This is a genomic window from Actinomadura sp. DC4 (assembly GCF_030406325.1).
GTDB lineage: Bacteria > Actinomycetota > Actinomycetes > Streptosporangiales > Streptosporangiaceae > Actinoallomurus.
Window position 1 is genome coordinate 294791 of sequence record NZ_JAUEQY010000006.1, and the last position, 25928, is coordinate 320718.

At 71.5% G+C, this 25928-nt stretch carries 24 protein-coding genes; 9 read left to right on the forward strand and 15 right to left on the reverse strand.

Going from position 1 to position 25928, the window contains the following annotated elements:
- Position 1 precedes the first annotated feature (1 nt).
- Positions 2 to 472, forward strand: a complete 471-nt coding sequence (locus QWU11_RS12850; protein ID WP_290105432.1) for a DUF4870 domain-containing protein — start codon at positions 2 to 4, stop codon at positions 470 to 472.
- Here QWU11_RS12850 and hemW read toward each other — a convergent pair whose 3' ends face one another.
- From hemW to lepA, 4 genes are all read right to left on the reverse strand, one after another.
- A complete protein-coding gene (gene hemW / locus QWU11_RS12855) occupies positions 473 to 1681 on the reverse strand; it encodes a radical SAM family heme chaperone HemW (protein ID WP_290105433.1) in 1209 nt (402 codons plus the stop codon).
- A 37-nt stretch (positions 1682 to 1718) separates the two neighbouring features.
- Positions 1719 to 2192, reverse strand: a complete 474-nt coding sequence (locus QWU11_RS12860; RefSeq protein ID WP_290105434.1) for an ATP-binding protein — start codon at positions 2190 to 2192, stop codon at positions 1719 to 1721.
- A gap of 130 nt (positions 2193 to 2322) precedes the next feature.
- Positions 2323 to 3177 (reverse strand): LLM class F420-dependent oxidoreductase, encoded by an 855-nt coding sequence (locus tag QWU11_RS12865; protein WP_290105435.1) that lies wholly within the window; start codon positions 3175 to 3177, stop codon positions 2323 to 2325.
- Between the two features lie 56 nt (positions 3178 to 3233).
- A complete protein-coding gene (lepA, locus tag QWU11_RS12870) occupies positions 3234 to 5057 on the reverse strand; it encodes a translation elongation factor 4 (protein ID WP_290105436.1) in 1824 nt (607 codons plus the stop codon).
- Positions 5058 to 5270: 213 nt separating this feature from the next.
- Between lepA and rpsT the strand changes: the two genes are divergently transcribed.
- A complete protein-coding gene (rpsT, locus tag QWU11_RS12875) occupies positions 5271 to 5540 on the forward strand; it encodes a 30S ribosomal protein S20 (RefSeq protein ID WP_290105437.1) in 270 nt (89 codons plus the stop codon).
- 60 nt (positions 5541 to 5600) lie between these two features.
- On the opposite strand, the gene QWU11_RS12880 is transcribed toward rpsT, so the two are convergent.
- From QWU11_RS12880 to QWU11_RS12895, 4 genes are read right to left on the reverse strand one after another with little or no spacing between them, the layout of a single operon-like run.
- Entirely contained in the window at positions 5601 to 6101 is a 501-nt protein-coding gene (locus QWU11_RS12880) for a hypothetical protein (protein WP_290105438.1), read from the reverse strand.
- 50 nt (positions 6102 to 6151) lie between these two features.
- Entirely contained in the window at positions 6152 to 6325 is a 174-nt protein-coding gene (locus QWU11_RS12885; protein ID WP_290105439.1) for a DivIVA domain-containing protein, read from the reverse strand.
- 11 nt (positions 6326 to 6336) lie between these two features.
- Positions 6337 to 7296 carry a DNA polymerase III subunit delta gene (gene holA, locus QWU11_RS12890; protein WP_290105440.1) on the reverse strand — a complete coding sequence of 320 codons (960 nt, stop codon included), beginning with the start codon at positions 7294 to 7296 and terminating at the stop codon, positions 6337 to 6339.
- A gap of 40 nt (positions 7297 to 7336) precedes the next feature.
- Positions 7337 to 7801 (reverse strand): hypothetical protein, encoded by a 465-nt coding sequence (locus QWU11_RS12895; RefSeq protein WP_290105441.1) that lies wholly within the window; start codon positions 7799 to 7801, stop codon positions 7337 to 7339.
- A 118-nt stretch (positions 7802 to 7919) separates the two neighbouring features.
- On the opposite strand from QWU11_RS12895, the gene QWU11_RS12900 reads away from it, so the two are divergent.
- A complete protein-coding gene (locus QWU11_RS12900) occupies positions 7920 to 8918 on the forward strand; it encodes an LLM class flavin-dependent oxidoreductase (protein WP_290105442.1) in 999 nt (332 codons plus the stop codon).
- 7 nt (positions 8919 to 8925) lie between these two features.
- Here the strand turns inward: QWU11_RS12900 and QWU11_RS12905 are convergent, their stop codons facing one another.
- Both QWU11_RS12905 and QWU11_RS12910 read right to left on the reverse strand, forming a co-directional pair.
- Positions 8926 to 9333, reverse strand: a complete 408-nt coding sequence (locus QWU11_RS12905) for a PPOX class F420-dependent oxidoreductase (protein ID WP_290105443.1) — start codon at positions 9331 to 9333, stop codon at positions 8926 to 8928.
- A gap of 15 nt (positions 9334 to 9348) precedes the next feature.
- Positions 9349 to 12693, reverse strand: coding sequence for an NACHT domain-containing protein (locus tag QWU11_RS12910; protein ID WP_290105444.1), 3345 nt, complete (start codon positions 12691 to 12693; stop codon positions 9349 to 9351).
- A gap of 111 nt (positions 12694 to 12804) precedes the next feature.
- On the opposite strand from QWU11_RS12910, the gene QWU11_RS12915 reads away from it, so the two are divergent.
- Positions 12805 to 13641 carry a DegV family protein gene (locus QWU11_RS12915; protein ID WP_290105445.1) on the forward strand — a complete coding sequence of 279 codons (837 nt, stop codon included), beginning with the start codon at positions 12805 to 12807 and terminating at the stop codon, positions 13639 to 13641.
- A 39-nt stretch (positions 13642 to 13680) separates the two neighbouring features.
- Here the strand turns inward: QWU11_RS12915 and QWU11_RS12920 are convergent, their stop codons facing one another.
- Positions 13681 to 15297, reverse strand: coding sequence for a carboxylesterase family protein (locus QWU11_RS12920; RefSeq protein ID WP_290105446.1), 1617 nt, complete (start codon positions 15295 to 15297; stop codon positions 13681 to 13683).
- A gap of 643 nt (positions 15298 to 15940) precedes the next feature.
- On the opposite strand from QWU11_RS12920, the gene QWU11_RS12925 reads away from it, so the two are divergent.
- On the forward strand, positions 15941 to 16705 hold the full coding sequence (locus tag QWU11_RS12925) for a ComEA family DNA-binding protein (protein WP_290105447.1): 765 nt from the start codon (positions 15941 to 15943) through the stop codon (positions 16703 to 16705).
- A gap of 721 nt (positions 16706 to 17426) precedes the next feature.
- Positions 17427 to 19538: a ComEC/Rec2 family competence protein gene (locus QWU11_RS12930; RefSeq protein WP_290105448.1), complete on the forward strand. Its 2112-nt coding sequence runs from the start codon at positions 17427 to 17429 to the stop codon at positions 19536 to 19538.
- A 302-nt stretch (positions 19539 to 19840) separates the two neighbouring features.
- Here the strand turns inward: QWU11_RS12930 and QWU11_RS12935 are convergent, their stop codons facing one another.
- The gene (locus tag QWU11_RS12935; protein WP_290105449.1) at positions 19841 to 20356 is read right to left on the reverse strand and encodes a TrmH family RNA methyltransferase; all 516 of its coding nucleotides are present in this window, start codon (positions 20354 to 20356) and stop codon (positions 19841 to 19843) included.
- A 578-nt stretch (positions 20357 to 20934) separates the two neighbouring features.
- On the opposite strand from QWU11_RS12935, the gene QWU11_RS12940 reads away from it, so the two are divergent.
- Both QWU11_RS12940 and QWU11_RS12945 read left to right on the forward strand, forming a co-directional pair.
- Positions 20935 to 21180 carry a hypothetical protein gene (locus QWU11_RS12940; protein WP_290105450.1) on the forward strand — a complete coding sequence of 82 codons (246 nt, stop codon included), beginning with the start codon at positions 20935 to 20937 and terminating at the stop codon, positions 21178 to 21180.
- Positions 21181 to 21254: 74 nt separating this feature from the next.
- Positions 21255 to 21737 carry a hypothetical protein gene (locus tag QWU11_RS12945; protein WP_290105451.1) on the forward strand — a complete coding sequence of 161 codons (483 nt, stop codon included), beginning with the start codon at positions 21255 to 21257 and terminating at the stop codon, positions 21735 to 21737.
- 4 nt (positions 21738 to 21741) lie between these two features.
- Here the strand turns inward: QWU11_RS12945 and QWU11_RS12950 are convergent, their stop codons facing one another.
- Complete coding sequence (locus QWU11_RS12950) at positions 21742 to 22419, reverse strand: alpha/beta hydrolase (RefSeq protein ID WP_290105452.1); 678 nt, start codon at positions 22417 to 22419, stop codon at positions 21742 to 21744.
- Positions 22419 to 22925 carry a pyridoxamine 5'-phosphate oxidase family protein gene (locus tag QWU11_RS12955; RefSeq protein WP_290105453.1) on the reverse strand — a complete coding sequence of 169 codons (507 nt, stop codon included), beginning with the start codon at positions 22923 to 22925 and terminating at the stop codon, positions 22419 to 22421. The genes QWU11_RS12950 and QWU11_RS12955 overlap by 1 nt, the downstream gene beginning before the upstream one ends.
- Positions 22926 to 22996: 71 nt before the next feature.
- Here QWU11_RS12955 and QWU11_RS12960 point away from each other — a divergent pair, with 71 nt between their 5' ends.
- On the forward strand, positions 22997 to 23650 hold the full coding sequence (locus QWU11_RS12960; RefSeq protein ID WP_290105454.1) for a winged helix-turn-helix transcriptional regulator: 654 nt from the start codon (positions 22997 to 22999) through the stop codon (positions 23648 to 23650).
- 938 nt (positions 23651 to 24588) lie between these two features.
- Here the strand turns inward: QWU11_RS12960 and hutI are convergent.
- Positions 24589 to 25800: an imidazolonepropionase gene (hutI, locus tag QWU11_RS12965; RefSeq protein ID WP_290105455.1), complete on the reverse strand. Its 1212-nt coding sequence runs from the start codon at positions 25798 to 25800 to the stop codon at positions 24589 to 24591.
- Between the last annotated feature and the right edge of the window lie 128 nt (positions 25801 to 25928).

Here is a 25928-nt window from a genome sequence, read left to right on the forward strand (position 1 = left end):
CATGACCGAACCCGGTGACCACGGCTGGACCGCCCCTCCCGGCGCGCCGCCGTACGGCGGTCCCCCGCCTCCGCCCCAGTACGGCTACGGGCCGCCGCCGCAGCCACCGCAGGGGATCTCCGACGACGACACGACGTGGGCGATCGCCGGCTATCTCGGCCAGTTCGTCATCGGGTTCGTCGCGCCGCTGGTCGTCTACTTCGCCCGCAAGGACCAGTCGCCGTTCGTCCGCTTCCACGGCGCGCAGGCGCTCAACGCGTGCCTGACCCACCTGATCATCTTCGTGGGCGTGCTGGCCGCCGGCATCGCCGTCGCGGTCGCCAGCGCACCCGTCGCGCTGGTCTTCGCGATCCTGGTGATCTTCGCCTACGGCATCACGAACGCCGTCTACCTCATCGTCGCGGCGGTCAAGGCCGGCCGCCGTGAGACGTACCGGCTGCCCGCGTGGATCTCCTGGAACATGATCAAGTGATCAGGTCAGGTCCCGTACGACGGCGTCGGCGAGCAGGCGTCCCCGCAGCGTGAGCACGGCGCGGCCGGCCTCGTACGCCTCCGGGGTGAGGAGGCCGTCCGCGACCGCGCGGCGCACCGCGCCCGCGTCGTCGAAGAGGTCGAGCGGGCAGCCCTCGGCGAGCCGCAGCTCCAGCATGATCCGCTCGAACCGGCGATCCGCGGCGTCCAGCACCTCGCGGGCGTGCGCGGGCGTGACGTCCTCCGCCAGACGGGAGGAGTACGCGGCGGGGTGCTTGACGTTCCACCAGCGCGTGCCGCCGACGTGGCTGTGCGCGCCGGGGCCGACGCCCCACCAGTCGCCGCCGGTCCAGTAGAGCAGGTTGTGGCGGCAGCGGGCGGCCTCGCTCGCCGCCCAATTGGAGATCTCGTACCAGCCGAGCCCGTGCCCGCCCAGCGTGCGCTCGGCGGCGAGGTAGCGGTCGGCCATGGCGTCGTCGTCGGGCGCGGCCAGCTCGCCCCGGCGTACGCGGGCGGCGAGCCGCGTGCCGTCCTCGACGATGAGCGCGTACGCGGAGACGTGGTCGGGCCCGGCCTCGGCCACCGCGTCGAGGCTCGCCTGCCAGTCGGCGTCGGTCTCCCCCGGCGTGCCGTAGATCAGATCCAGGTTGACGTGCTCGAAGCCGGCCTGCCGCGCCCAGGTGACGCACTGCTGCGGCCGGCCGGGCGTGTGCGTACGGTCCAGGACGGCCAGGACGTGCTCACGCGCGCTCTGCATGCCGAACGACATGCGGGTGAAGCCCGCCTCGTGCAGCCCGGCGAGGTAGGCCGGGTCGACCGTCTCGGGGTTGGACTCGGTCGTGACCTCGGCGCCGGCGGCCAGGCCGAACTCCTTGTCGATCGCCTCCAGCACCCGGCCGAGGTCGCCGGCGGGCAGCAGCGTGGGCGTGCCCCCGCCCACGAACACCGTCTCCACCGGCAGGTCGGCGTCGCCGAGCACGCGGCGGGCCAGCCGGATCTCGGCGATCGCCGTGTCGGCGTAGGACTCGCGGGAGGCACCCCGCAGCTCGGTGGCGGTGTAGGTGTTGAAGTCGCAGTAGCCGCAGCGGGTGACGCAGAACGGCACGTGCACGTAGAAGCCGAACGGGCGGCCGCCCAGGCCGTCGAGCGCGCCGGCCGGCAGCGCCCCGTCGCGCGGGACCGGATCTCCGTCGGGCAGCGTTGATGGCACGCCTCAAGTGTGCCGGGTCCGGGAGGATGCCCGGACCCTATTCGGCGCGTGACCAGGAGGCGGTGCGGAACTCCGCCCACACGGTCGTCGATCCGGCGTGCTGGATGACTCCCCAGGACTCGGCGAGCGCGTCGATGATGAGGATCCCCCGCCCGTGCTCGGCGTCGGCGTCGCGGCGTACGTGCGGCTTGCCGGTCGTCGTGCCGTCGTTGGTGACCTCGGCCCGTACGAGCTGCCCGCGCGCGGTGAGGCCGATCGTGATCTGGCCGCCGTCGCCGCTGGGCGTGTGCATGATCGCGTTGGTGGCCAGCTCGCTCACCCCGAGCGCGACCATGTCCAGCGCGGGATGCCGTGAGCCCAGCGTCTGGCGTACGAAGCGACGGCCGTTCGCTACCGAGCGCTCCACGCCGGGCAGAGTGATGGTGTCGATCAGCGCGGAGTCCCCCTTGTCTTCCTCCTCGCGCAGGGCGATGTCACGGCGAGCCCCCGGCCCCGCCATAGCAGCGTCCAATGTTCCTCCCCATGAACGGCGGGCACGGCGTGTCTACCCCCGTGTGACGCAAAAACACGGAAGCTCGGTTCCGGCCTCGCCCGGCATTGCCATGGCCCGGGCCGTTAAAGGGGGGCTGATCAGGCCCTTCTCAGGAAACGGGCGTGAGAATCGACGCGAGCTCGCGCCACTGCTCACGGGGCAGGGGCGTGTTGTCGGCGGTCACGACCTGCAGCACGACGTGGTCGGCGCCGGCCGCGCGGTGGGCCGCGACGCGCTCGCGGATCGCGTCCGGGCCGCCCCAGGCGAACGCCGCGTCGATGAGCCGGTCGCTGCCGCCGTCGTCGAGGTCCTCCTCGCCGAAACCCAGCCGCAGCAGGTTGCCGGTGTAGTTCGGCAGGCTGAGGTAGAACGACAGGTGGCCGCGCGCCGCGGCGCGGGCGAGCGCGGGGTCCTCCTCCAGGACGACCTTGACCTCGGGGGCCAGCAGCGGGGCCGCGCCGAGGATCTCGCGGGCCTTGACCGTGTGGTCGGCGGTGATGAGGTACGGGTGGGCGCCCGCGGCGCGGTCGCGGGACAACGCGAGCATGCGCGGGCCGAGCGCGGCGAGGACGCGGTCCTCCGGCCGCGATCCGGCCGCGTCCAGACCGTCGAGGAAGTCCACCATCGCGGAGTACGGCTTGCGGTACTCCTTGATCAGCACGGCGTGGCTCGCGCCGAGGCCCAGCAGGAAGCGGCCGGGGTGTTCGGCGGCGAGCGCCGCCTGCTCCGCGGCGACCTGGGCCGGGTCGTGCTCCCAGATGTTGAGGATGCCGGTGGCGACCACGATGCGCGAGGTCGCGGCCAGGAGCGGCACCGCGTGGCGTACGCCGGGGCTGCCGCCGAGCCAGATCGCGCCGAACCCGAGCTCCTCCAGCTCCGCCGCGGCCTCGCGGATCTGTCCCGCCGCGTCGGGGCTCTCGTCGCGAAGGCCGGTGTTCCAGATGCCGATCTGGCCGAGGTCCATGTCCGCTCCCTGTGGGTCGACGTCCTGACTTCGTGTCAACCCGGCGGGGCGCCGACCTATTTCTTGCCCTTCTCCGTGCCCCCGGTGGTGGAGAGCGCGGCGACGAAGGCCTCCTGCGGGACGTCGACGCGGCCGATCGTCTTCATCCGCTTCTTGCCCTCTTTCTGCTTCTCCAGCAGCTTGCGCTTACGGGAGATGTCACCGCCGTAGCACTTGGCGAGGACGTCCTTGCGGATGGCGCGGATGTTCTCGCGGGCGATGATCCGCGCGCCGACCGCGGCCTGGATCGGCACCTCGAACTGCTGGCGCGGGATGAGCTCCTTGAGCTTGGCCGTCATCATCAGGCCGTACTCGCGGGACTTCTCCTTGTGCACGATCTGGCTGAACGCGTCGACGGACTCGCCCTGGAGCAGGATGTCGACCTTGACCAGATCGGACTCCTGCTCGCCGCTGGGCTCGTAGTCGAGCGAGGCGTAGCCCCGGGTGCGCGACTTCAGCTGGTCGAAGAAGTCGAAGATGATCTCGGCGAGCGGCAGGGTGTAGCGGATCTCGACGCGGTCCTCGGACAGGTAGTCCATGCCGAGGAGCACGCCGCGCCGGCCCTGGCACAGCTCCATGATCGCGCCGATGTGGTCGCTCGGCGACAGGATCGTGGCCTTGACGATCGGCTCGTACACCATGCCGATCTTGCCTTCGGGGAACTCGCTCGGGTTGGTGACCCGGTGCTCCTCGGCGTTCTCCATCACCACGCGGTAGACGACGTTCGGCGCGGTGGAGATCAGCGACAGGCCGAACTCCCGCTCCAGCCGCTCACGCACGATCTCCATGTGCAGGAGGCCGAGGAAGCCGCAGCGGAACCCGAACCCGAGCGCGAGGGAGGTCTCCGGCTCGTACACCAGCGCGGCGTCGTTGAGCCGCAGCTTGTCGAGGGCGTCGCGCAGCTCCGGGTAGTCGTCGCCGTCGAGCGGATAGAGGCCGGAGAAGACCATCGGGCGCGGGTGCCGGTAGCCGGCCAGGGCCTCGGTCGCGCGGTTGGCCGAGCCGGTCACCGTGTCGCCGACGCGCGCCTGGCGCACGTCCTTCACACCGGTGATGAGGTAGCCGACCTCGCCGACCCCGAGCCCGTCGGTCGGCTTGGGCTCGGGCGAGATCACGCCGACCTCGAGGGTCTCGTGCGCGGTGCCGGTGGACATCATCAGCGACTTCTCGCGCCGGGACAGATGCCCGTCGATCACCCGGACGTAGGTCACGACGCCCCGGTAGGTGTCGTACACCGAGTCGAAGATGAGCGCCCGCGCGGGCCCGTCGGGGTCGCCCTGCGGCGCGGGGACGGTCTTGACGATGTTGTCGAGGAGCTCCTCGACGCCCTCACCGGTCTTTCCGGACACGCGCAGGACCTCGGCGGGATCGACGCCGATGATCCCGGCGATCTCCTCCGCGTACTTGTCGGGCTGCGCGGCCGGCAGGTCGATCTTGTTGAGGACCGGGATGATGTGCAGATCCGCCTCGAGCGCGAGGTAGAGGTTGGCGAGCGTCTGCGCCTCGATGCCCTGGGCGGCGTCGACGAGCAGCACCGCGCCCTCGCACGCCTCCAGCGAGCGGGAGACCTCGTAGGAGAAGTCGACGTGGCCGGGGGTGTCGATCAGGTTGAGGACGTGGTCTCTCCACGGCAGGCGCACGGCCTGGCTCTTGATGGTGATGCCGCGCTCGCGCTCGATGTCCATGCGGTCGAGATACTGGGCACGCATCTGACGCCCCTCGACCACGCCGGTGAGCTGCAGCATGCGGTCGGCGAGCGTCGACTTGCCGTGATCGATGTGCGCGATGATGCAGAAGTTGCGGATCACCGCGGGATCGGTGTGGTTCGGTACGGACGGCACCGGAGTCCTCGTGGAGTGATGGATCTAGCGTTATCCATCGTCCCATGCCGGACGGCATGCTCGGTTCCCGGCGTGCGTACGCCGGGTGCGGCACGCCTCCTCGAATCGGCTCGGTTTGGGCCTGGGTTGAGGGCTTGGTAGGCTGTTCCACTGCGTGTGGGCGCGTTAGGTCCCGCGCCCCATTCCATCGACTTAAAACCTGAGGCTTCCTTCGTGGCGAACATCAAGTCCCAGATCAAGCGGAACAAGCAGAACGAGAAGGCTCGCCTGCGCAACAAGGCGGTCAAGTCGGAGCTTAAGACCGAGATCCGCAAGTTCCGTGAGGCCGCCGACTCCGGCGACGCCGACGCGACCACCACTCAGCTCCGTGTCGCGCTGCGCAAGCTCGACAAGGCCGCGAGCAAGGGCGTCATCCACAAGAACCAGGCCGCCAACCGCAAGTCGGCGATCGCCAAGCGCGCCGCCGAGCTGCAGGCCAAGTAGGTTCACGCGTTACGACGCCGTGCCCCGAAGCGGGCGCGGCGTCGTTTGTGCTGTCCGCGTTCAGGCGGCCGTGACGCTCTCCCCCGCCTCCGTCCAGGTCCGTACGTGCCGGACCCACTCGGGCGCCGGCCCGGGCTGCGGGCCGAACAGATAGAGGTACGGCACGAGCTCCCGCAGCGCGACGTGCACGTCGAGACGGTCGTCGATCATGTGCGTGATCCCGAGCTTCGCGCAGTGCCCGGCCTTGTCGGCACGCTTGCGGCAGAAGCGGACGTTGCCCTCCGCGATCCCCGTACGGCGGTAGAAGTCGTTGCGGTCGAGCCACCGCAGCGTCCGGTCCTGGATGCGCGGGCCGCACTTGGAGATCACCCAGACCCGTCCGCCGAAGCGCTCGACCAGCCCTGGGAGGGTCTCGAACATGCCCTCCGTCGCCGGCGACCGCATCGCCTCTTCGGCGTCTCCGCTGAGGAAGACCGTGTCCTCCTCCCCTGATACCGCCGCGCCGCCGTGGATCACCCGGCCGAAGTCGACTCCGAGACGCGGTTCTGTCGTCGTGTTCACGTCACCAGGGTGAGGCATGTCCCGAATCGGGGGAAACACATTTTCGCCGCTCACCGGCCCACGTAGCGGTCGACCTCTTCGCGGTCGTAGCCCCGGAGCACCACGTCGAACCGGGGCGGCGCGTCTGAGTCCTGCGGCCGCCGCAGGTATTTCTCGACCTGGTTCCGGTCGTATCCGCGCCAGACCTCGCCGAACCGCGGATTCTCCTCCCAGAGCCCTTCCACCGAGGCGGGGATCAGTGTGCGCCGCGAGCGGCGACGATGCGGCCGACGGCCTTCTCCAGCGCGTACGCCGCGTCGGCGCCGGCGCCCTTGACCTGGGCGTCGGTCTCCGCGACCACCTGGAGCGCCTCGGCCACGCCCTCCGGGGTCCAGCCGCGCAGCTGCTGGCGTACGCGATCGACCTTCCACGGCGGCATGCCCAGCTCCTTGGCCAGGCCCGCGCCGCGCAGGCCACGGGGGGCGCCGCCGACCTTGGCGAGGGAGCGGACGCCCTGGGCGAGCGCGCTCGTGATCAGGACCGGGGCCACTCCCGTGGCCAGGGCCCAGCGGAGCTGTTCGAGGGCGTCGGCGAGCTTGCCCTCGACCGCGCGGTCGGCGACATTGAAGCCGCTGACCTCGGCGCGTCCCCGGTGGTATCGCGCGACGGCGGCGTCGCCGACCCGTCCGCCGGTGTCGGCGACGAGCTGGCTGCAGGCGCTGGCGAGCTCGCGCAGGTCGTTGCCGACCGCGTCGAGCAGGTTGCGCGCCGCGTCCTCGCCGATGCTGCCGCCGGCCCGCCGTACCTCGGCCCGTACGAACGCCACGCGCTCCCCCGGCCGGGTGATCTTCTGGCAGGTGACCTTGCGCGCGCCCGCCTTGGTGAGGACGTCGGCCAGCGCCTTGCCCTTGGCGCCGCCCGCGTGCACGGCGACGAGGTCGATGTCGTCGGCCGGGTTCGCGGCGTACGCCCCGATCTCGGCGATCAGGTCCTTGCCGAAGTCCTGCGCCGAGCGCAGCACGACGACCCGTCCCCCGCCGAACAGCGAGGGCGAGGTGAGCTCGGCGAGGCCCCCGCGGGTGAGCGTGGCCGGGGTCAGCTCGTGCACCTCGGCCTCGGACTCGCGTGCACGGGTGGCGGTGACGACATCGGCGATCGCCCGGTCGATGAGCAACTCCTCGTCACCGACGATCAGGGTGAGACGTTCGGAGGACACGTCTGCAGCATCCCATGTCACCGGAGTGCCGCGGGTGCGCTCAGTCGATCCCGGGCGGCATGTGCGGACGGAAGGCGACGGCGCGTACGAGACCGAGATCGTCGTTCTTCGGGTCGGCCGGCAGCGGGAACACCGTCGTGAGCAGCCGCCATCCGAAGGGCCTCGCCTCGCGGTACGCGACGAGCAGCGAACGGCACTCCTCGGCGGGCAGGAACCGGTGATCGGGCTCGGCGAACCGGAGATGGCCGGCGCGGACGTTGCGCACCCAGTCGGCGCGGTTCCCCCAGGCCGCGATGACGACGACCTCGCCGGTCTCGTGGTCGAGGCGGGCGACCTGCAGCACGGTCTCCCGGCGGAGTCCGGACAGGCGTCCCTGGTGGGCCAGATACAAGAATCGCTTGCCGAGCAGAAAACCCAGATTACGGCGGTACACCCACGACGGCGCTCGCATGGCGTGGAGCAGAAGCCCCTCAGGCCTGCGGGCGCCGGACGCTACTCGGCTCATCGTCCAATAATGCCCGGGTTCGGGGGATGTGGAGACCAGAAACCGCCTCCGTCGCATTCGTCCCCGCCGTTCGCCCGCCGGTGGGAATCGTGCGCTTACGCGGCCGGTTACCCGTTACATGCCCGAATTCAGTGATGTGCGCTGGTCCGTGCTGGACCTCGTGCCGGTGACCACGGAGACGACCCCCGCTCAGGCCCTGAGGGCCTCCGTCGACCTGGCGCCGGTCGTGGAGCAGCTCGGCTACCACCGCCTGTGGGTCGCCGAACACCACGGCATGCCCGGTATCGCCAGTTCCTCCCCGGCCGTGCTCATCGCGCACCTCGCCGAGGCCACCTCGACGCTGCGGGTGGGCTCGGGCGGTGTGATGCTGCCGAACCACGCGCCGCTGGTGGTGGCGGAGCAGTTCGGGACGCTGGAGGCGCTGCACCCGGGCCGCATCGACCTGGGCATCGGCCGTGCGCCGGGCACCGACCAGGCCACGGCGTACGCGCTGCGCCGCACCCCCGACATCAGCGCCGACGCCTTCCCCGAGGACCTCTCCCAGGTCCGGGCGTTCCTCGGCGGGACGTACCCGCGGATCCGCGCCGTGCCGACGCCGGACAGCCCGCCGTCGGTGTGGCTCCTGGGCTCCAGCGGATTCAGCGCCCAGCTCGCGGGCATGCTCGGCCTGCCGTTCGCGTTCGCGCACCACTTCAGCGCGCGGTTCACCGACCCGGCGCTGGCGCTGTACCGCAAGACGTTCGAGCCCGTCGACGTGCTGGAGCGGCCGTACGCGATGGTGACCGCCGCGGTGTTCGCGGCCGACACCGACGAGGAGGCGCGCCGGCTCGCCGCGCCGCAGGGCCTGTCGATCCTGCGGCTGCGCTCGGGCCACCCGGGACTGCTGCCGACGCCCGAGGAGGCACTCGCGTACGACTACGCGCCGCAGGAGCGCGAGGCGATCGACTCGTTCACCGAGTCGCACGTGGTCGGCGGCCCGGACACCGTACGCAAGGGGCTGCTCGCACTCCTCGAACGCACCCGGCCGCAGGAGCTCATGGTCTCGACGAACATCGGCGACCCGGTCGCGCGGCGCCGCTCGTACGAGATCGTCGCGGAGATCGCCAAGGAACTGTGACCTCTTCTCAGCCCGCGGCGTTGCCGGTCACGCGGCTCGGGCTGATCCGGACCACGACGCGGACGACCTCCGGCGGCAGGTCGAGGTACTCCTGGCCCGCGCCGGGGCCTTCGTAGAGCTCGGCGAGCCGGACGGCCAGCGCCCTGCCGGCGTCCTCGGTCACGGTGGCGGTGCCGCGGATCTCGATGTAGCGGAGCGGGTCGTCCTTGTCGATCACGCTGACACTGGCGCGGGGGTCGCGGCGGAGGTTGACGTCCTTGCGCCGGCCTTCGGCGGTGGAGATGAGGACGTCGTCGCCGTCCCGGCCGACCCAGACGACGGAGGTCTGCGGACTTCCGTCGGCGTTGATGGTGGCGAGGACGGCGGGGTTCGCGCCGTCGACCATCGTGCGTACCGCGTCGTTCAGCACCGTCATCGTCGTCCTCGTCTGCTAGTTCGCCTGGACCCGGTTGCCGAGCAGCTTCCGGTTCCGCAGCTCCTGGTTCGGCTCGACGTAGACCTTAAGCCCGCGGTTTCCGGCGAGAGGAGCCAGGTCGGCCCCGGGTGCCACGCCCGCGATGTAGAGCTTTCGCAGATTGCCGAGCGACGCCAGCGGCGCGAGATCGGTGACGTTCTCACAGTTGCGGAGCCACAACGTCTCGAGTTGCCCGAGCACCGCGAGCGGCGAGAGGTCCCCAATATTGGTGTCCTCGAGATCGAGGAAGTCGAGTCCGGTCAGCTCGGCCAGCGGCGAGAAGTCAGTGATTCCACGGCAACCCCAAACGCCGAGGACGGTCAGCGGCAGCTCGGCGAGCGGCCGAACGTCCTTCACCCAGGCGGAGTCGTTGAGATAGAGCACGTTGAGCGCTGGGGCCCGCTCCACCAGGTCCGGCAGCCCTGAGGTGAGGAATGACTCAACCAGAGACATGCCTTTGAGATCGTCCAGCGGCGGAAGGCCGCGGAGGTCCGTCAAGGCGGGGCACTGGCTGACTCCCAGGGAGACCAGCGAGCTCTGTGTCTTGATCGGGGACAGATCGGTGACACCTTCCAGGCCCCCCAGCTGCAGATAGCGCAATTGGGGCAGACCCCGAATGAATTCCAGGTCGGTGGTGCCGGCGGCCTCCATGACGAGATGCGTGAGCCTATGGAGTCGGTGCAAGGGTGCGAAACTTTCGACACCGGCGGCGATGGTGAGGTTCAGGGACTCCAAGGTCTCCGCGAGGGTGGCCAACGGAGACAGCTCGCCGGACTTGAGTCTCGGCACTACCAGGTCGGTCAGTGGCTGGTCGAGATCGCGCAGGAACGTCAGATCCGTCGCGACGTCTGCCGCCAGGAACAGCCGCCTCACGTGCTTGACGTGCCGGGTCGCGCGGAGCAGCCTCGGCTCCTCCACACGGAGGTTTCCTCCGGCCAGCGGGGTGTTCGCCAGGACCTTCCGGGCGTAGAGGTCCGCGTCGAAGTACTCCCAGCCTTTGATCAGCTCCTTCTGCACCTCTTCGCGGGGATCCTCCCCGTACGCGGCGAGCAGGTCGAGGGCGTCGGGGCCGTTCACGAGCCAGGCGGTGCGGACGGCGGCCCGCGCGGAGGCGGCGGTGAGGCCGTCCGTCGCACGCGGGAGGCGGCTCAGGATGGGCTCGCCGACGTTCGACAGGGAGCGGGCTGAGGCGAGGTCGCGGGGCGGGACGAGGTCGTTCAGGCAGGTCTCGACCTCGGAGCGGAGTTCGCCGGGAATGGCGGGGAGTGTCTCCAGGCAGCCGGCGACGAGCAGCTTGACGCGGCGCGCGTGACGCGGCTCGTCGCGGACCCGGGCGAGCAGGCCGTTCAGGAGCTCGGCCCGCTGCGGCGCGTTGGCGTGGCCCGCCGCCATGATGATCGTCTCGCGCCACTGGTCCTTGTGGGCCTGGGCGATCAGGGGTTCGAGGTCGCCGTCGTCGGCGAACTGCTTGGCGGTGAGGTACTCCTGCACGGTGCGGTGGACGAAGTCGATGCGGCCGGGCACGGGTTCGCGCAGGACGCCGCTGCGCTGCAGCAGGTGGTCCAGGACGGCGCCGGCGTCGCCGGGCGCGCCGAGCATCGCGGCGAGCTTCTCGCCGGTCCGGCGGATGACGGCGTCCTTCGGCAGCTCGGTACGGCCGGTGATCGACAGCCGCCAGGCGAGCTCTTGCAGGATCCGCAGCTTCTGCGCGCGCTCCAGGGTGATCTCGTCGTCGGCGCGGATCTGGCGTTCGACGTCGCGGCGTTCGAGGAGGAGTTCGAGCGCCGCCGCGTACAGGCCCATCCGGTCGCGGGGCAGTTGCTTCTCGCGGTCGAGGTTGAGGGCGCAGAGCATCGCGGCGAGCAGCGGGCTGCCCGCGAGTGCTCGCAGGTGGGGCGCCGACTCCAGACGCGCGAGCAGCGCCGCCTCGAAGCCCGGCAGCTGCTCGGGGGCGCAGGGAAGGTCGCCCGCCTCGCGTACGGCGTCGTGCCAGTGCCGGACGAGCTCCTTGATGTCGGCCGGGGTCATGCGCTCCAGCAGCGCGGTCGCGAACCCCTCCGCCGACAGCCAGTCCGACCCGGCCGCCGCGGGCCGTGAGGTGACGATGACGCGCATGCCCGGGTACTCGGCGATGAGGCTCGCGAGCCAGGGGCGTACGGACCGGCGCTGCACGCTGGGCAGCTCGTCGACGCCGTCGACCATCAGCAGGACGCGGCCCTCCTGGAGCCGGCGGTGCACCCAGCCGGCGGGCATCAGCCCGGCGATGAGGTCGGCGACGCCGTCGAGGAACCGCTCGGGTGGCGGCAGCGTACGGCCGGTATGGCTGCGCAGCTTGATCAGGAAGGGGACCCGGCCGTTCCAGTCGGCGAGGGCCCCGGTGAAGGTGCCCCGGGCCGCGGAGATCGCCAGCCAGCGGAGGAGCGTGCTCTTGCCGGATCCCGCCTCGCCCCGGATGAGGGTCAGCGGCGCCCGCCCGAGCGCCGTCTCGACCCGGAGGGTGGCCTCTTCCGGCTCCTGCCCGCCCGTGCGCCATTCGTCGAGGTGAAGTGCCCGGCCGGGGTCGCGCCGGCGGTCGGCGGAGTGTTCGCCGGCGGAGACGTTGAGGCTGATGTAGGCGACGCTGAGTGTCGTACGGGGCCGGTAGCGTTCGACGCGGACGCCGAAGAGTTCGAGGACGTCGAGGGTGACGCTGACGTGCTCGAGATAGCGCCGCCGGAACGCCTCGTCGGTGGCGGTTCCCTCGGGGGCGTCGAGCGTACGGACGGGGAGGCGGGCGAGGAGGAGCGACACCTGCTCGGAGACGCCGGAGAGCCGGGCGAGCGCCTCGGTGGAGGCTCGCGGCCCGAACTGCGGCAGTTGCTGGACGATGCGCACGAAGCACCCACAGCATTCGTCGAGCACGACGTCGTACAGCCGTGCCCCGGCCTCGCCGAGCTGGCTCTCCATACCGGGCAGTCCCGCGCGGACCTCGGCGGCGAGACGGACGGGATCAAGGTCCGCGTCGAACACGGCCCGGTCGGACAGATCGGCGCTCGCGAAGGTGTGCGCGACCTCGGCGAGCGCGGCGGCCTTGTCGTTGTCGCTCAGCCCGCCGTACTCATGGCCGCACATCGTGAGCAGCCGCTCGGCCACCTGGTCCGCGACGTCGGCCACCTGCCGCTCGAACCGCCGGCGCGCGATCCGGTCGGGGAACCGCGCCTGGGTGAGCTCGACGAGATCCTTGCGCCCGTCCTTCTCGGCCGAACGCCCGGCCAGCCACGCCTGCGCGAGATGCTTCCCGAGGGCCTTCCCGACGGCGACCGCCGCGGACTCCAACATCATCCAGGCCTCCCGAGGGCAGAGCTTGTAGGCATTATCGGGCTCTGCGGTGTTTCGCGACGGCCCCTTCCTGCGGATGGTCACTCCAGGCGGTCGCGGCCTAGACTCCCCGGCATGACAGCAGCGGTCGCGATCGTCACCGATTCCACCGCCTACCTGCCGGACGACGTGGTCGCCGAGCACGGCGTCACCGTCGTGCCGCTCCAGGTCGCGATCGGCGAGGACGTCCGCGAGGAGGGCCGGGGGCGCGCGGAAGCCGTCCGCGAGTGGCGGGCGGTCACGACGTCGCGGCCCTCTCCGGAGCGCTTCGGACAGGCCTACAAGGAGGCCGCGGGAGCGGGCGCGACCGCGGTGGCCTCGGTCCACCTGTCCGGGGAGATGTCAGGCACTCTGGACAGCGCGCGGATGGCCGCCGACGAATCCCCGATCCCCGTACGCGTGGTGGACAGCCGATCGATCGGCATGGGGCTCGGCTTCGGCGTCGTGGCCGCCGCCGCGGTCGCGGCGTCCGGCGCGGGTCTGGACGAGGTGGCCGAGGCCGCGATGCGCCGGCTGCGCGCCACCCGGTCGCTGTTCTATGTCGACACGCTGGAGCACCTGCGCCGCGGCGGCCGCATCGGCGCGGCGGCGAGCCTGCTCGGCTCGGCCCTGATGATCAAACCGTTGCTGCGCATCACGGGCGGGCGCATCGCGCCGCTGGAGAAGGTACGGACGACGTCGCGGGCGCTGGCCCGCCTCGAGGAACTCGCCGTCGAGCTCGCGGGCGACCGTGAGGTCGACGTGGCCGTGCAGCACGTGGCGGCCGCCACGCGTGCCGCCGCGCTGGCCGCCCACCTGCGCGAACGCGTACCGCGCCTCTTCGAGCTGTACGTGGGAGAGGCCGGCCCGGTCGTGGGCGCGCACGTCGGGCCGGGGATGCTCGGGGTCGTGGTCTCGCGCCGGGACGCCTGAGCACGGCGGCCGGGGCGCCGCCGTACTCAGGGATCTCGGTCATCGGCCGAGCGACCGCCAGAAGCCGCAGCGGTGCTCGTCCGCGAAGTTCCTACGTTCGCCGCCGAGCGGCTGGACGTCGTTCCCGTCGAAGGTTCGCCAGCCGGGCGCGCCGCCGCCGTTGGGGTTCCCGGTGCGGGCGAACCTCGTCCAGTAGCCGATCATCTGGTCGGACAGCCGCCGCTGCGCGGCCGTGAGCGGGGTGCGGAACTGTGAGTCGTCGAAGAGGTACTGCAGCTCGGAGGCGTGGAACGCGCCGGTCGGGAAGCTCGGTGCGGACCCGTCACTGGCCCAGGGTGCGCTCTCGTCGGCGAACTCGTACGCGTAGGTCGGGACCTTCTCACTGAGCAGGCGGTCGGTGCCGAGTGCCGTGCACGAAAAGGCGGAGTCGGTCCAGACGGTGGAGAGAGCGATGCTGGGGTCGCCGGTGAGGGGGTACTCCGCGAGGACCTTCTTCGCCTTCACCGGGCCGAAGAAGTCCTCGATGTCCTGGCGGTAGTCGGCGCCGGTGACCGTGTGCCCGGTGAAGGCCTCGATGGCGGCGACGAACGTACGGTGCTCGTCGCGGGTGGTCCCCTGGATGACCGGTACGTGGGCGAAGTCGCCGGTGGCGAGCGCCTGGGCGGGCGACTTGGGGAGCACGCCGCCGGTCGCGGGGCCGAACCCCTGGCCGCCGTCGGAGGCCTCCAGGAGATCCTGCACGGATTTGCCGCGCAGGCAGGCGACGTCATCGCAGCCGAGCTCGGCCGCCGTCGCCTCGCCCTGCCGCTCGGCGACCGCCCGCGGCCGTACCGTCCAGTTCCCCTCGGGGTAGGGCCACTGACCCGCGACAGTGCAGGGACCGCTCTGGATGATCGCCTGCTGGAACAGTCCGGCCGAGGCGGGAGCGGCCAGGTGCGAACAGGTGCTCATCCCGCCGGCCGACTCGCCGAACAGCGTGACGTTGCCCGCGTCGCCGCCGAACGCCGCCGCGTTGTCCCGCACCCAGCGCAACGCGGCCTGCTGGTCCTCCAGTCCGTAGTCGCCGGATTTGTCCGCGCCGTCGTCGAGCGCGGGGTGTGCGAGAAAGCCGAAGACGCCGAGCCGGTAGTTGAGGGTGACGACGATGACGTTGCCGCCTTCGGCGAGGCGCCGGGCGCCGTAGAGGCTGCCGGAGCCGGAGTAGAAGCCGCCGCCGTGGATCCAGAACATGACGGGGAGCTTCTTGTTCCGGGTGTTCCGGGGTGTGGTGACGTTGAGGTAGAGGCAGTCCTCGGTGTCGCTGGGCGCGTCGCCGAGGAATCCGGCGGTCTGCGGGCATTCGCTGGCGGGTCGGGTGGCGTCGCGTGTGCCGCTCCACGGCTTCGCGGGGCGGGGCGAGGCCCAGCGGAGGCCGCCGACCGGGGGTGCGGCGTAGGGGATGCCGTCGAAGGTCCGGTAGCCGTCGGCGACGGTGCCGCGGACGGTGCCTCGGGTGGTGTGGACGGTGTCGTCGGTGGTGTGGACGGTGTCGTCGGCCGTTACGCCGTTAATGCGGTCCGCGGTGGCCGGCGCCGCCAGCCCCGCCGCGACGGCGCCGGCGAGCCCGACCGCCGCGGTGATCCGTACGGACCGTCTTCTGGTTGCTCGCATGTCCATGCCGCGCCCTCCGCTTGTGTCTTCTGTGCGCTGATGACGACTTTCCGGCACTGGGCGGCGACCGTCAGTGGGGCTGCGGCGCGCTCATCGGTGTACCTGTCACCACCCCGGAGGTGTCCGCTCCTGGGCCCCGCTCCCGACTCGGACCGCCGTTCCGCGCGACGGACGGCGACGTCGGCGCCCGTCAATCCGCGTTGGGAGCCCCCGGCACGGGACGCGGAGGCATCGGCCCCGGCGATCAGCTCCACGATGCCGGAGAGTCACCCGTACGCCGCGCGAGCGCGGCTGCGGTTCGGATCAAGGAGTCACTCGGGCCCCTTGGCGCCACCTCCCACCGAGGTCGGCCCGATGCCCGTGCGGAACAGTCCGTTTGCGCCCGTACCGTAAGGCTTCTCCCGCGCTCTTCGCCGGTCACCTGCTGAGCGCCGTTGCTGACGGTCACCTCTGTGACCTGACCTCTGCCCCATGGCCGTCGTTGGTCGGTCGTCCCGTGTCGGCGGCGTCCTCGTGCCGCTGTGCTCTCGGGCGTAGCGGCGCGGATGCACTCGCCCTCCCTACGTCTCCGACCCTCCACCGACAGCGGTTATCCACAGATCGCGTTCCATCTGTCGCTCCGGGTAATCGCCGATTACCGTCGTGCGACATGAAGCGCCCCGTGTCCGCCTCCGCCTTCGATCGGCTGCGTGAGGCCTTCCGCCCGCCCCAGTCCTTCGGCGCCGTGCCGTCACCGCCGGAAGACGAGCTTGGCCGGGCGGGCCCCGAGGAGGCGTGGCTCGACGGCGGCCGACGCTTACGCATCGATCCGGGCTTTCCAGGCGTACGCGTCCTGGCCCTGGCCGGACTGCTGGCGGCCCTCCTGGCCGGCGCTTATTTCTGGTGGTCGCGCCCGCAGCCCCAGCCCGCACCGCAGCCGGTCCTCCGCCCGGCCGCCCAACCGGCCGCGGTCGCGTCGGCCGCCCCGAGCTCGTCGCCGACCGCCGCCGTGGTGGTCGACGTGGCCGGAAAGGTCCGCCGCCCCGGTGTGGTGAGCCTGCCCTCGGGCGCGCGGGTCATCGACGCGATCAAGGAGGCGGGCGGCGTCCGCCCGGGCGCGAAGACCGGCACCCTCAACCTGGCCCGCCGAGTGGTGGACGGCGAACAGATCCTGGTCGGCGTCAACGCCACCCCGGCCCCGGCAGTCCCGCCAACGGCGCCGGCAGGCTCCCCGGCCCCCGGCGCCCCGCTGGACCTCAACGCCGCGACCGTCCCCCAACTCGACCAGTTACCAGGCGTAGGCCCGGTCTTGGCCCAACGCATCGTCGACTACCGAGCCCAACACGGCAACTTCCACACGACGGACGAACTCCGCCAGGTGTCCGGCATCGGCGACGCAAAGTTCGCCGACCTGAAAGACCTGGTCCGAGTATGACCACGAACCCGGCTCCGGCGACCCCGACAGCGCCACGCAGGGCCCCGACGCATACCCCCTTCGAAACCACTGACGTCCGTGCACCTGACCACTCAGGGCGGCGGCCGTCCCGTCGCCGAGAGCCGCAACCGCCCGGCCCTGTCACCCCCGACGCGCGGAGACCGCGGTGAAACGCGCTCGCGACCCGAGGCTCGCGATACCTGCGGACTTACGACTCGTCGTCCCGGCAACAGCCGCCTGGCTGACGGCCCTGATCCTGCTCGGCACAGCCCCCACCATCGCGTACACGACGGTCGCCATATCCCTGATCGCAACAGCCGCCCTCTTGATCCAGCCGATCGCACGCACGTTGCCCCGGACCCGCCCAGCCCCATCACCGACGTCGACCGGGACCGGCTCCTCCTGGCCTCCGCCCCGGCCCGGCCACGGCCTGGCGCGCCGGCCCCCCGGCGGCGCCGACTCGCCCCACCCGGCCCCACAGATCGAAACCGAACGCCTACCCGGCCCCGAAGCCGATACAGATCCACCGATTCACCCACCACCGGAACCGGACGAATCCAACGGAGGCCCACCGCAGAGAATCCTCACCCGAGGTGGCGCACCGACATCACGGCGACAGGGACCCGAGTCCCGACCACCGGCTCCACAACGAGAGCTCACCCGCGGGCGCTCCCCCGGCGAGACGCCCGATCCGCGGAAGGCCGGCGGCACCCGCTTCGGCGTGGTGGCCACGCTCATCTGCGTCGCCGCCTCCGCGCTGGGCGTCGCGCTGCGCCTGACCGCCGTCGGATCCGGACCGGTACACGCGCTCGCCGTGCGGGACAGCACCCTGAGCCTGGAAGCGGTCGTGACCGCCGACCCGAAGGCGATCGTACGGACCGGCGCGATCCACCACCGTGAAACCGTCCTCGTCCCCGTACGAGCCGAAGAGGTCGATCACCAGCGAGTACGAGTCCCCGTTCTCGTCCTCGCCGACGCCCCGGCCTGGAAACGCGTACTCCCCAGCCAGCGGATCCGCTTCACCGCCCACCTCACCACCCCACGACGCGGCGAACTGCTGGCGGCGGTCGCCCTGGTACGCGGGCCACCGAGCCTTCTCGGCACACCGTCGGCCATCCAGCGAGCGGCGGAGACGATCCGGCTGCGGCTGCGGACGGCGGCGAGTGGCCTGCCGAACGACCAGCGCGAGGTACTGCCCGGACTCGTGGACGGAGACGCCTCCCTCCTCGAACCCGACCTCGCCGACGCCTTCGAAAGGGCCGGCCTCACCCACCTCATGGCCGTGAGCGGCGAGAACCTCTCACTGATCCTCGGCGCCGTACTCGGCCTTGGCAGGATCACCGGCCTCGGCCGCAGGGCGGGCCCGCTGCTCGCCGGCGCGGCGATCATCGGCTTCGTCATCGTGGCACGGCCGTCGCCGAGCGTCCTGCGCGCGGCCGTCATGGGGAGCATCGCCCTCATCGCGCTCGTCAGCGGACGCGAGCGGCAGGGCGTCCCGGCGCTGTGCGCCGCCGTCCTCATCCTGGTTCTCGTCGACCCGGAACTGGCCCGGTCGTACGGCTTCGCGCTGTCGGCCCTGGCCACCGCGGGGATCCTGGTCCTGGCTCCGCCCTGGCGCGACCGGCTGAGCCGGCGCATGCCAAGGGGCTTGGCCGAACCCCTCGCGGTGTCCGCCGCCGCGCACGCCGCCTGCGCTCCGGTACTCGCGATGCTGGGCGCCGGCGTCAGCCTCATCGCCATCCCCGCCAACCTCCTGGCGGCACCGGCGGTCGGCCCCGCGACACTGCTGGGCGTGTTCGCGGCCATGGTCGCGCCGTTCGCCCTGCCCATGGCAGGGGTGATCGTCATCCCGGCCGGGTTCGCGGTCGGCTGGATCACAGGCGTCGCGCGCCTCGGTGCCGGGACGCCGTACGCCGCGATCGGGTGGCCCACCGGCCTGGTCGGCGTCGCCCTGCTGCTCGCGGCCGTCGCCGTCGCGCTGATGGCACTCCGCCGGCCGTTACCCCGCAGGATCGCCGCCGCCGCACTCGCGGGTGTCGTGGCGATCACGATCGGCGTACGGCTGCTCGCGCCGGGCTGGCCACCGCGCGGCTGGCTGTTCGTGACCTGCGATGTCGGCCAGGGCGACGGCTTGGCACTGTTCGCGGGAAAGGGGCAGGCCGTCGTGGTCGACACGGGACCCGACCCGCGCCCGATGGACCGCTGCTTGCACGATCTTGGAGTCCGTACGGTCCCGCTGCTCGTCCTCACCCACCCGCACGCCGACCACATCGACGGCATACCGGGCGTCCTACGCGGCCGCGCGGTCGGCACGGTCGTCATCAGCCCCGACAGCGACGGAGAGGAACACCGATTACTCCCCGGCCGCACCACACGTACGGCGGCCGTCGGCGACGTGTGGACCGTCGGCCCCATGACGTTGACCGTCCTCGGCCCCCTGACCACCACCCACGTGACGGAAGGAGACAGCGGCACGACCGTCAACAACACCAGCATCGTGATGCTCGCCCACTGGCCGGGCCTGGGCGTCCTCCTGTGCGGCGACGTCGAGATCGAGGCACAGCGAGAACTCCTGGCGGCGGGCGTGCCCAGGGCGGAAATCCTGAAGATTCCCCACCACGGCTCCGCCCACCAGGACCCGGCCTTCCTCGCCGCCGTACACGCCCGGATCGCCATCGCGTCCGTCGGCGCCGGCAACGACTACGGCCACCCGGCGCCGTCCACCATGTCCGAACTCACCGCTCTCGGCGAACACGTCTACCGCACCGACCGCGACGGCGACGTGGCCGTCATCCGCAAGAGAACAGGCCCAGCCGTCGTAACCCGAAAGTGAGACCCACCCTGGCAACGAGAACAACACCACCGCGGAACGACCACCGCCAGGTGGCCATCGCATGAGGCCATCACGAGGCGGACCCTATGGTGCGGGCCGACCCCTGCGAGGTCGTTCGGCGCGCCGGCACAGGGTGGCCACCGTGTAGGCCGCCATCGCACGAGGTGGCGAGGGCGGACCTTTACGGTGCGGAGTCGGCCACTGTGCGGGATGCCCGACGCGAGGGCTGCGATCGTCGCGAGCGGCGCGCTTCGGTCGGGGAGGCCCCTCCCCCGAAGCGTGACCGGCGGCTCTCCCGGTCTTCATGCCATCCCGGCCAGTTTGTACAGGACGAGTGATCCCGCCACGGCGACGTTCAGGCTCACCCCGGTGCCGATCATCGGGATCTCGACGACCTCGTGCAGCAGGTCGAGCGCCTCGGGCGGGATGCCGTACTGCTCGTGGCCGAGGACCGCGACCGTACGGCGGCGGGCGAGCGACAGGTCGGCGAGGCGTACGGCGTCCTCGGCGAGTTCGACGCCGAGGACGTGCGTGTGCTCCTGGCCGGCCAGCCAGCGCAGCGGATCGTTGACCCAGTGGACGCACGACCGGCTCCGCAGCGTGTTGCCGCGGGCGAGGGCCTCGGGCACCCACGAGTGACGGGGCACCGCGAGGCACGCGCCGACGGCGTCGCACGTACGCAGGAGGGTGCCGAGGTTGGCTCCGTGCAGTGGCCACAGCGGAGCGACGATCAGGTGGTCCCAGCAGCGGTGGGATCGCGGACGGCGGACCCGGCGCAGGTCACGGCGGGAGCTCGCCCGGATCGACCGGGCGCTCACGGCAGCCGGGCTCGTACGCCCTTCGTCGTGTGGATCATCGGCAGGGCGCCCTTCAGCGGCGGACGCGGGCCATCGACGCGCCCGGCGGCCTTACCCGGGCGAATACCCCGGGACTATACCTTCATGAGGGAACGAACGGTCATCGTGATCAGCGGCGTCCAGGCGGCCGGGAAGTCCACCGTCGCGCAGTTTCTGGCCGGAACGGTCTGCCCGGTCGGTCCACGTCGGGGGTGACCTGTTCCGGCGCATGATCGTGAGCGGCCGCGCCGGCATGACGCCCGAGCCCTCCAGGAGGCCGTGCGCCACCGGCTGACAGCGGCCACCTGCGACGCGTACTACGAGGGCGGTTCAGGCCGGGCGGTTTCAGGCCGTCGCCCAAGACGTCGTCCTCGGCGAACACCTCGCGCGTGCACGAGCCGCCGGCGAACAGCACGTGGCACTCGACCAGGTTCAGCGAGCACCTCACGCGTGCGCGAGCCGCCCGCCGTCCAGGGCGCACACGCCACCGAACCAGAAACCGTCCGCCCGCACGCAAGCCGATCGCCGCGAGGAACCGCTGCACGGCGGCGCCGACCGAGATGACCACGGCGATCGGCAGCCGTCCGCTGCTCGCCGTCGTCCTCTCACCCTCCCCCGATTCCATCGCACGTGAGGAGGGCCGGGGGAAGGCGGCGTACGGCCGGTTCACGATCGGCCTGCTGGACGGCGTGCTGCGCCGCGAGACCACGCGGCTCGGCCTCTGGCTCGACACATCGGCGCAGGCCCCCGCCGAGACGGCCGAGGAGATCCTCACGCGTGCCTGGACGAAGGGCGCAACCCCCTGAGCGCGGCGGTGGTGCGGTGGCGCGATCTCCGGGATGATCTCCCTCGGCACACGATCGACGGCTGAGGTAACACGATGGAAGAGTGGGGCGACTTCGCCGTCATCACCGGCGGCGCCGCCGCGGCACTGCTCGGCCTGCTGTTCGTCGCCATCTCGATCAAGGTCGACGTCATCGGGCGCTCCATCACGCTGCGCGCCCGTGCGACCCAGACCATGGTCCTCTTCCTCATGGCGTTCCTGGCCGCCGCCGTTCTCGGCATACCCGCGCAGCCGCTGTGGGTCTTCGGCCTGCTGATGACGGTCCTGGGCCTCCTGGCGGCATTCGTCCTGGTGGCCATGGAGCGCAAGGCGGAACGCGCGAACGACGGCAGGTCGCTGGGCACGATCCTGTCCGCGGTCACGCCCAGCGCGTTGACCTGCTTTCTCGTGCTCGCCACCGGTGTGTCCGCGTTGGCCGGATGGAGAGGCGGCATCTACTTCCTCGCGGCCGCGATCATCCTTGCCGTCACCGGTGGCGTCATCAACGCCTGGCTGTTCCTGGTGAGACTCGACACCTGACGCGTCAGAGCTCGGCGCGGTAGGACTCCAGGCGGCCGGCGAGTTCCTTCGGGCGGCTCAGGGCGGGCAGGTGACCGCTGTCGAACTCATCGGGTGTGATGCCGAGCCGTTCCCGTACGACTCTGCGCATGAACGACGCCGGGAAGAACCGGTCGTTGCGGCACAGCAGGAACCGAGTCGGCACGTCCGGCCACTCCTTCAGCGGCCACGGATCGGTCCACATCGCCTCTGACTCGCGGCGCTGCTCGCTCGTCGCCGCCTCGGCCACCACGTCCTCCGGAACGTCGTGGAAGAAGGCCGTCATCAGGTCGAACTCGGGCGGCCTTCCCTCGCGGATCTCGTTCTCCCGCCGCGCCGGCTCCGAACCGGTGTTCTCCCACCACTCGCCGGCGCTCTCGCCCGGGGACGGGACCATCGCCGCGACCAGCACCAGCAGCCGCACCGGCAGCCGGTCGCACACCAGCGGCCCGGTGAAACCGCCCAGCGACTGCGCCACCACGGTGACGTCGTCGCGGTCGCCGATGGCCGACACGACGGTGTCGGTGTACCCGGCGAGCCCGGCCTCGTCGTCGCTCGGCAGCTGAGGCGCGACGACCTCGTGCCCGCGGGCCCGCAACTCGGGGACGAGCAGGTCCCAGTACGAGGCGTCGCCGGCACCGTGGATCAGGGCGTATGTAGCCATCAGCGACCCCTCCGCTCGAAGTCCTCGGCTCCGCCGCCGCCGGGGAACCGCGCCTGGAAGTCGAGGACGCCCACCCACGACGGGCGAACCGCGAGACGCGCCATCCGCAGACCGGGCTGGTCGACCTGGGCGAGGCCCGCCGCCGCGGCCTCGTCGCCGTAGTAGCGGCGCTGGGCCGATGCGTACTCCGGCACGACGCCCTCGACGTCGGTGACCGTCATCCGGCCGCGGATGAGCAGCACCTCGGGCGGCGCGCCCGCGGTGTCGATGGTGATGGCCACGTCGGGCCGGGCCCGCAGCGTGGCGATCTTGCGTGCGCCCGCGAACGTCGACATGACCAGCTCCTCCCCCGTCCAGTGGAACAGCATCGGCATCACACGCGGCGTGCCGTCCCCTGCCACGTACGCGAGCCGGGCCAGCTCGGTGGAGGCCAGCAGATGCTCGGCCACGGGGTGCTCCAGCAGCCGTACGTCGCCCTGGGGCAGCGCTTTCATCGTCTCGGTCACAACGTCCTCCCCGGTAAGTTGCTCCTACTTTAGGAGTAACTACTCCTGAGATGCAAGGTATGCTGGGCGGCATGCGCAGTTACGACGACCCCTGCGGCATCGCGCGGGGTCTCGACGTGGTCGGCGAACGCTGGGCCCTGCTCGTGGTCCGCGAGCTGCTGTTCGGCCCGAAACGCTTCACCGACCTGCACCACGGCCTCCCCGCGGCCAGCCAGAACGTCCTGTCCCAGCGCCTGCGCGAGCTGGAGGAGTCCGGCGTCGTACGGCGCCGCAGGCTCGGCCCGCCGGCGGGCGCCTCGGTGTACGAGCTGACCGAGCGGGGCCGGGACCTCGAACCCATGCTGTTCCATCTCGCGCGGTGGGGCAGCCGGGGCCCGATCGCCTCGCAGAACGAGCTCAGCGCCGACGCGCTGATGTTCGCGTTGAAGACGAGCTTCGCCCCGGAGGCGGCGGCCGGGCTGGCGGCGCGCTATGAGATCCGGCTCGGCGACGACCGGTTCCGCGCCACGGTCGCGGACGGCCGGCTGGAGCTGGCACGCGGCGAGGCAGCCGGTCCCGACGCCGTGTTCCACACCGACGCCTCCACCTTGCGCGCCCTGGTCTTCACCGGGAAGGGCCTGACCGAGGCCGTACGGGACGGTACGGCGACGATCGAGGGCGATGAGAAGGCCGCCGCCCGGTTCGTCGGGCTCTTTCCCCGTCCGACCCCCGTCAGGGCGATCTGAGGCCTGTCGCAAAGTCCCCGTCCGTAGCGAGGTGGCGCCTCACAAGGCGGGCGAAGGTGGCAGCCTGGGTGGACCGGGAACAACGCCACGAGGCGCCGCGCGGCAGGACAGCGGGAATCCGGCGCGCGATATCGGCGCGCTGCGGTCGCGAACAACGAACACGTCACCGCCGCGAATCATCCCCGCGGCCGGCAAGCGGCCCCTCTCCCCACCGGGGGCTCCGGCGCACTACGGTTCGCGAACAACGAACACGTCACCGGCGCGATTCATCACGCGGCCGGCAAGCGGCCCCCTCCCTACCGGCGGCTTCGGCGCCGCGCTCGGCCGGCCGCATATCCGGCTGCCGGCCGAGTTCGACGACCCCGCCTCACACGGCGGACAAAGAGACGCGGCCTGGTCAGCCGCCTCCTGGTGGGCCTGGCACGCACCGGCGCCGGCTTCGACATCGCCCTACGCGCAGAGCTCCTCTGAGGAATCGGTCCGCAATGCGGTCGGCAGGTCGGGAGTTCATGCTGCACAAGCGGGTCGCCAAACGCGTGCAGGCTCGGCGTCGGCGACAGGCCGAGCGCGTGCTCGATCCGACGACGCCGCGAGGCACTGGCCCGACAGCGGGACTCTAGCCAGGCGATCTCCGGCGGGGCGGGGGGAGAGAAGTCACGGCCGTCCGAGGCGTTTCACACCCACGCCGTACGCCTCGCCGCAGCCGACCTCGTACCCACCCCGACGTCGATCGCCCCGTCGACGGTGACCGGTACGTAGACGTCGATCACTCCCGTCAGCAGGGTTCGGTACGCGGGTGGCGGCAGGTGCCCTGGAGTCTGTCGCGCACTCCCCGTCCGCGGCGAGCGGCGTCCAGCAGGTGCCCCGAGCGCAGGCGGCCTGGCCGGCCGTCGGCTGAGAGAACAACGCGCCCCACAGCGGAACCGCGAAGACGCGGCCTATGGCTGGACCGGAACGCCGCCGCGCCACACGCGCTGGGCGCGGAGGCCGAAGGCCCATGCGAAGGCGCCCTCGTGGTCGGCGTCCCACAGGACCATGTCGGCGTACATGCCCGGTGCCAGAGCGCCGCGGTCGGAGACGCGCAGAGCCGCCGCGCCACCGAGTGTCGCCGCCCGCAGTGCCTCGTTGACCGACAGCCCGAACATCGCCACCGACAGGCCCACGACCAGCGGCATCGACGTGATGCCGCACTGGCCCGGGTTGTGGTCGGTGCCGAGGGCGAGTGTGACGCCGCGGTCGAGCAGTGCGCGTACCGGCGGCGTGCGGCCGTTGTGCAGGGCGCTGCCCGGGCAGATCACCGCGGCGACGCCGCCGTGGTGGAGGGCCTTGATGTCGTCCTCATTGGCCTCGGTGAGCAGGTCGGCGGACGCGCAGCCGACCTCGGCGGCGACCTGGGCCGCGCCGACGCGCTCGTTGGCGCACGCGTGCAGCCGGGCCTTGAGGCCGACGCGCTGGCCGGTCATCAGCAGGACGCGAGCCTCGTCCGGAGTGAAGTGGCCCTCGTCGCAGTAGACGTCGATGCTGTCGGCGCCCGCGGCGGCGGCGTCGCCGGCCCAGAGGCGTACGGCCTCGATGTAGTCGCGGCGGCGGCCGAAGTATTCGGGCGGGAGGACGTGCGCGGCGAGGAAGGTCGCGTGGATGCGCGGCATCGACGGCTCGTCCTCGAGCGAGCGGAGCATCCGGATGTCGGCCAGCTCACCGTCGCGGGTGAGGTGGTAGCCGGTCTTCGCCTCGATCGTGGTGGTGCCGCCGCAGATCCACTGCCGCAGCCGCTCACGGACGTTGTTGCACAGGGTCCAGGGGTCGGTGCCACGGGTCACGGTCACCGTGGACGCCACGCCGCCGCCCGCAGCGACGATCTCGTTGTTGGTCGAGCCGCTCGTGCGCATGGCGAGTTCGGCCCAGCGGTTGCCCGCGTAGACCGGATGGGAGTGGGCGTCGATCAGGCCGGGTGTGACCAGCCCGCCGCCGAGGTTCTCCACGTGGTCGACGTCGACGATGTCGTCGATGACGCCGGGGACGCTCTGTGGGAGGTCCGATGCCGGTCCGGCCCAGACGATGCGATCGTCGTGTACGAGGATCGCGGCGTTGCTGCACACGTCCGCACCGGTCCACAACCGACCGATGTTCGTCAGCAAACGTACGGTCATTGCGTCACCGCCCGACTTTGCGATCGCGCGCCGGTGAAGGGTGTCCGGACGCCATGCAGCGGGTCACCTGCTCTCGCTCGACTGACGCCGGCAACGCTGCCGACGGACCCAAGTGCGGTTAAGGAGAT

Excerpts from the sequence above, each read along its gene's own strand:
- QWU11_RS12865 (WP_290105435.1), bottom strand. The coding sequence starts at position 3,177 with ATGGACCTCGGCCAGATCGGCATCTGGAACACCGGCCTTCGCGACGAG.
- QWU11_RS12900 (WP_290105442.1), top strand. The coding sequence starts at position 7,920 with ATGCCCGAATTCAGTGATGTGCGCTGGTCCGTGCTGGACCTCGTGCCG.
- QWU11_RS12895 (WP_290105441.1), bottom strand. The coding sequence starts at position 7,801 with ATGAGCCGAGTAGCGTCCGGCGCCCGCAGGCCTGAGGGGCTTCTGCTC.
- QWU11_RS12850 (WP_290105432.1), top strand. The coding sequence starts at position 2 with ATGACCGAACCCGGTGACCACGGCTGGACCGCCCCTCCCGGCGCGCCG.
- QWU11_RS12910 (WP_290105444.1), bottom strand. The coding sequence starts at position 12,693 with ATGATGTTGGAGTCCGCGGCGGTCGCCGTCGGGAAGGCCCTCGGGAAG.
- QWU11_RS12960 (WP_290105454.1), top strand. The coding sequence starts at position 22,997 with ATGCGCAGTTACGACGACCCCTGCGGCATCGCGCGGGGTCTCGACGTG.
- QWU11_RS12945 (WP_290105451.1), top strand. The coding sequence starts at position 21,255 with ATGGAAGAGTGGGGCGACTTCGCCGTCATCACCGGCGGCGCCGCCGCG.
- QWU11_RS12940 (WP_290105450.1), top strand. The coding sequence starts at position 20,935 with ATGACCACGGCGATCGGCAGCCGTCCGCTGCTCGCCGTCGTCCTCTCA.
- QWU11_RS12905 (WP_290105443.1), bottom strand. The coding sequence starts at position 9,333 with ATGACGGTGCTGAACGACGCGGTACGCACGATGGTCGACGGCGCGAAC.
- QWU11_RS12920 (WP_290105446.1), bottom strand. The coding sequence starts at position 15,297 with ATGGACATGCGAGCAACCAGAAGACGGTCCGTACGGATCACCGCGGCG.
- QWU11_RS12925 (WP_290105447.1), top strand. The coding sequence starts at position 15,941 with ATGAAGCGCCCCGTGTCCGCCTCCGCCTTCGATCGGCTGCGTGAGGCC.
- hutI (WP_290105455.1), bottom strand. The coding sequence starts at position 25,800 with ATGACCGTACGTTTGCTGACGAACATCGGTCGGTTGTGGACCGGTGCG.
- QWU11_RS12915 (WP_290105445.1), top strand. The coding sequence starts at position 12,805 with ATGACAGCAGCGGTCGCGATCGTCACCGATTCCACCGCCTACCTGCCG.
- QWU11_RS12950 (WP_290105452.1), bottom strand. The coding sequence starts at position 22,419 with ATGGCTACATACGCCCTGATCCACGGTGCCGGCGACGCCTCGTACTGG.